General features: G+C 53.9%; 4 protein-coding genes. 3 read left to right on the top strand and 1 reads right to left on the bottom strand.

Annotated elements, in window-relative coordinates; genetic code table 11:
- The 3 genes from RTP97_RS21195 to polA form a co-directional block, all read left to right on the top strand.
- Nucleotides 1-665 (top strand): serine/threonine protein kinase (locus RTP97_RS21195; protein ID WP_312417145.1); only part of this gene is annotated, 665 nt, incomplete at its 5' end.
- A 27-nt stretch (nucleotides 666-692) separates the two neighbouring features.
- Nucleotides 693-1,316 (top strand): thiol:disulfide interchange protein DsbA, encoded by a 624-nt coding sequence (gene dsbA / locus RTP97_RS21190; protein WP_268106321.1) that lies wholly within the window; start codon nucleotides 693-695, stop codon nucleotides 1,314-1,316.
- Nucleotides 1,317-1,728: 412 nt separating this feature from the next.
- A complete protein-coding gene (gene polA / locus RTP97_RS21185; protein WP_312417143.1) occupies nucleotides 1,729-4,521 on the top strand; it encodes a DNA polymerase I in 2,793 nt (930 codons plus the stop codon).
- A gap of 260 nt (nucleotides 4,522-4,781) precedes the next feature.
- Here the strand turns inward: polA and RTP97_RS21180 are convergent.
- Nucleotides 4,782-5,167, bottom strand: a 386-nt coding sequence (locus RTP97_RS21180; protein WP_409455965.1) for a GTP-binding protein, incomplete at its 5' end; no start/stop codon positions are given.

Genomic DNA, 5,167 nt, shown 5'->3' with positions numbered 1-5,167 from the left:
GCCTCGGTGGTCGCCAGTTCGAAGCTGATAATCTCGATCAGATGGAGTGGGTAGCGCGTTATCTTGGTCGCCTGCATCAAACCGGGCGTAAAAAAACGTTCACCAGCCGCCCCTCTATCGACGTCAATGAGTATCTGATCGAACCTCGTCACGTCTTTGAACTGTCGACGCTTATCCCCTCGGGTCTGAAAGCAGCTTTCCTCAACGCCACGGATTCTCTTATCGAGGCGGTAATGGCGCAGTGGCATACGCGTTTCGATCTGCTGCGGCTGCACGGCGACTGCCATGCCGGGAACATTCTCTGGCGCGACGGACCGCTGTTTGTCGATCTCGACGATGCGCGTAACGGCCCTGCGGTTCAGGATCTGTGGATGCTGCTCAACGGCGACAAGGCCGAGCGGCGTATGCAGCTTGAGACGATTATTGAGGCCTATGAAGAGCTTAGCGAATTCAAAACCGATGAAATCGCCCTCATCGAACCTTTACGCGCCATGCGTATGGTTTATTATCTGGCATGGCTGATCCGCCGCTGGGACGATCCCGCATTCCCCAAAAATTTCCCGTGGCTTACCGGGGAAGACTATTGGCACAGGCAAACTCTGACCTTTATTGAGCAGGTTAAGGTTCTGCAAGAACCGCCTCTGCAACTTACGCCGATGTATTAATTTGACACTTTCAGGAGAGTATTAACCATGAAGAAAATTTGGCTGGCGCTGGCAGGTCTTATTCTGGCATTTAGCGCCTCTGCGGCTCAGTTCACTGAGGGAAAACAGTACATTGCCCTTGATAAGCCAGCGGTGGGAGAGCCGCAGGTGCTGGAGTTCTTCTCCTTCTACTGCCCACACTGCTACGATTTTGAACGCGTATGGCACGTTTCCGACACGGTGAAACAGCAGCTGCCGGAAGGCACCAAAATGACCAAATACCACGTCGAATTTCTGGGTCCGCTGGGCAAAGATCTGACTCAGGCGTGGGCTGTGGCGATGGCGCTGGGCGTAGAGGATAAGATCACCGCTCCGATGTTTGAAGCAGTGCAGAAGACCCAGACCGTCACTAGCGTAGCCGATATCCGCAAGGTATTTGTTGATGCGGGTATTAAAGGCGAAGATTACGACGCCGCATGGAACAGCTTTGTGGTGAAATCCCTGGTTGCCCAGCAGGAGAAAGCGGCCGCCGATCTGCAATTGCAGGGTGTGCCGGCCATGTTTGTTAACGGCAAATATCAGGTTAACCCGCAGGGAATGGATACCAGCAGCATGGACGTTTTCGTCCAGCAGTATGCTGCAACGGTAAAATATCTGGTTGGCCAGAAGTAATCATAAGGCCGGTCAATGACCGGCTTTTTTATAGATTCTGCGGTACGACATATTGATGTTGTTCAAAAACAGAGCGCAGGCTGAATTAAGCGTGACTGACCGTCTGCTGTACCAAACAAACGCATGGGCAAAACCTTATATCCACATGGAGTAAATTGCCGTTTAACTGACATAAGGATCGCGATCCTTTTTCTATCTATATAATTTTAATAGATAAATAAACAACCCCGCCAATATTACATGGTCTATTATTTCTTCAGCAAAAAAGCATGCACAAAGTTATCCACAGGATAATAATGCGAACGATCGCGACGATCCGGAAATCTTTTCCACGAATTACCGTGAAAAACTCAAGTTTTCGTCCGGTATGTGGCATCCTTTAACCATAAATTATTAAACAGGCACGGATATCATGGTTCAGATCCCAGAAAACCCGCTAATCCTCGTTGATGGCTCGTCATACCTCTATCGCGCTTATCACGCGTTCCCACCGCTGACCAACAGCGCGGGAGAGCCAACCGGCGCAATGTACGGGGTGCTGAACATGCTCAGAAGCTTGATCATGCAGTATCAGCCCACGCATGCCGCCGTGGTGTTTGATGCCAAAGGGAAGACCTTCCGTGACGAGCTGTTTGAGCACTATAAATCCCACCGTCCGCCGATGCCTGACGACCTGCGCTCGCAGATCGAGCCGTTGCATGCAATGGTGAAAGCAATGGGCCTGCCGCTGATGGCTATTTCCGGCGTTGAGGCGGATGACGTTATCGGTACGCTGGCGCTTGAGGCTGAGAAAATGGGTCGCCCGGTGCTGATCAGTACCGGTGATAAAGATATGGCCCAGCTGGTTACGCCGAACGTGACGCTGATTAACACCATGACCAACACCATTCTTGGTCCGGAAGAGGTGATCAACAAATATGGCGTGCCGCCTGAGCTGATCATCGATTTCCTTGCCCTGATGGGGGACTCCTCAGATAACATCCCCGGTGTGCCTGGCGTGGGTGAAAAAACGGCGCAGGCGCTGCTGCAAGGGCTGGGTGGTCTGGAAACGCTATTTAGTGAGTCCGATAAGATTGCCAGCCTGAGCTTCCGCGGTGCAAAAACCATGGCGGCGAAGCTGGAGCAGAATAAAGAGGTTGCTCGCCTCTCCTATCAGCTGGCGACCATCAAGACCGACGTCGCGCTGGATCTCACCTGCGAACAGCTGACGGTGCAGCAGCCTGACGCTGATGCGCTGCTGAGCCTGTTTAAACAATACGAATTCAAACGCTGGACGACAGATGTTGAAGCGGGAACATGGTTGCAGGGGAAAGGGGCAAAACCGGCCGCGAAGCCACAGGCGGCACCCGTTGTTGAAGTTGAAGACGAAGACGATGAGCCTGCCACGCCGCTCTCCGCAGAGCACTACGTCACCGTTCTTGATGAGCCGACGCTGAACGAGTGGATTACGCGACTGAAGAAAGCGCCGGTGTTTGCGTTCGATACCGAAACGGACAGCCTGGACAATGTCAGCGCCCAGCTGGTGGGCCTGTCGTTTGCCACCGAGCCTGGTCTGGCGGCCTATATCCCGGTCGCACATGACTACCTGGATGCGCCAGAGCAGCTTTCCCGCGATCGCGTTTTGGAGCTGTTAAAGCCGATTCTGGAAGATGAAAAAGCGCTGAAGGTGGGGCAGAACCTTAAGTTCGATCGCGGCATTCTGCAAAACTACGGCATTGAGCTGCGCGGCATCGCTTTTGACACCATGCTTGAGTCTTACATTCTCGACAGCGTTGCCGGACGTCATGATATGGACAGCCTCTCCGCTCGCTGGCTGAAGCACCAGACCGTGACCTTTGAGCAGATAGCCGGCAAAGGTAAAAACCAGCTGACCTTTAACCAGATCGCGCTGGAAGAGGCCGGACACTACGCGGCGGAAGACGCTGACGTCACGCTGCAGCTGCATCTCAGGATGTGGCCAAAGCTGGAGAAACATGCCGGTCCGCTTAATATTTTCCAGAATATCGAGATGCCGCTGGTGCCGGTGCTCTCTCGCATTGAGCGTAACGGGGTGAAGATCGATCCGGCGGTGCTGCATAAGCACTCTGGGGAGATCACCCTGCGTCTGGCCGAGCTGGAGAAAAAGGCTCATGAGATCGCAGGCGAAGCGTTTAACCTCTCCTCAACCAAACAGCTGCAGGTCATCCTGTTTGAAAAGCAGGGCATTAAGCCGCTGAAGAAAACGCCGGGTGGCGCGCCGTCCACCTCAGAAGAGGTGCTGGAGGAGCTGGCGCTGGACTACCCGCTGCCGAAGGTCATTTTGGAGCATCGCGGCCTGTCGAAGCTGAAATCGACCTATACCGATAAGCTACCGCTGATGATCAACCCTAAAACCGGGCGCGTGCACACCTCCTATCATCAGGCGGTCACCGCAACGGGGCGGCTCTCATCTACCGATCCGAACCTGCAGAACATCCCCGTGCGTAACGAGGAGGGGCGGCGCATCCGTCAGGCATTTATCGCGCCTGAGGATTACGTCATTGTCTCTGCGGACTACTCGCAGATTGAGCTGCGCATCATGGCGCATCTGTCGCGCGATAAGGGTCTGCTCTCCGCCTTTGCCGAGGGGCAGGATATCCACCGTGCCACGGCGGCAGAGGTATTTGGTATGCCGCTGGAGAGCGTATCGAACGACCAGCGCCGCAGCGCGAAAGCGATCAACTTTGGTCTGATCTACGGCATGAGCGCTTTTGGTCTGTCGCGCCAGCTGAACATCCCGCGTAAAGAGTCGCAGCGGTACATGGATCTCTACTTTGAGCGCTATCCAGGCGTGCGTGAATATATGGAACGCACCCGGGCACAGGCGAAAGAGCAGGGCTACGTTGAAACGTTAGAGGGTCGTCGCCTCTATCTGCCGGACATCAAATCCAGCAATGCGGCGCGCCGGGCTGGCGCTGAACGTGCTGCGATTAACGCCCCGATGCAGGGGACGGCGGCAGATATCATCAAGCGGGCCATGATCGCCGTGGATGCCTGGCTACAGGCGGAGCAGCCGCGCGTGCGTATGATTATGCAGGTTCACGATGAACTGGTGTTTGAAGTACACAAAGACGACGTGGAGCAGGTTTCCCAGAAGATCCATGAGCTGATGGAGAACAGCACCCAGCTGGATGTACCGCTGCTGGTGGAAGTTGGCAGTGGTGAAAACTGGGATCTGGCGCACTAGCCTTTGGCGTAATCGCGCAGTTTTATGTAAGTAAGCAACATAAGATAGAGCTTTTTGTGATGATCATTAGAATTCCCTATGTAAAGGGTGAAAAAAAATTACAAAAAGCGTTTGTAACTGTCTAAAAAAAGAGTAGAGTTAAAGACGTAGGGTACAGAGGTAAGATGTTCTATCTTTCAGACCTTTTACTTCACGTAATCGGATTTGGCTGAATATTTTAGCCGCCCCAGTCAGTAATGACTGGGGCGTTTTTTATTGGATCACGCTTCGGCGTCTGCTTCGGTTACCGGCGTCAAATCGCTAAACCAGCTATCCAGCTTCGCCTTCAGCTTGTCCACGCCCAGCTTCTTCAGGGATGAGAACGCCTCAACCTGGACGTCACCGTTAAACGCCAGCACCGCCTCACGCACCATATTCAGCTGTGCCTTGCGCGCGCCGCTCGCCAGCTTATCGGCTTTGGTCAGCAGTACCAGTACCTGAATATTGCTCTCAACGGCCCACTGAATCATCTGCTGATCGAGATCCTTCAGCGGGTGACGAATGTCCATCAGGATCACCACGCCCTGCAGGCACTGGCGCTTCTCCAGATACTCACCCAGGGCGCGCTGCCATTTGATCTTCATCTCTTCCGGGACTTCGGCGTAGC

The sequence above is a fragment of the Pseudescherichia sp. genome, assembly GCF_031998825.1.
Lineage (GTDB): Bacteria > Pseudomonadota > Gammaproteobacteria > Enterobacterales > Enterobacteriaceae > Pseudescherichia.
This window is presented reverse-complemented; position numbering and strand designations above follow the sequence as displayed.

Bases quoted from the DNA above. Each gene is read 5' to 3' on its own strand.
- dsbA (WP_268106321.1), top strand. From the start codon at position 693: ATGAAGAAAATTTGGCTGGCGCTGGCAGGTCTTATTCTGGCATTTAGC.
- polA (WP_312417143.1), top strand. From the start codon at position 1,729: ATGGTTCAGATCCCAGAAAACCCGCTAATCCTCGTTGATGGCTCGTCA.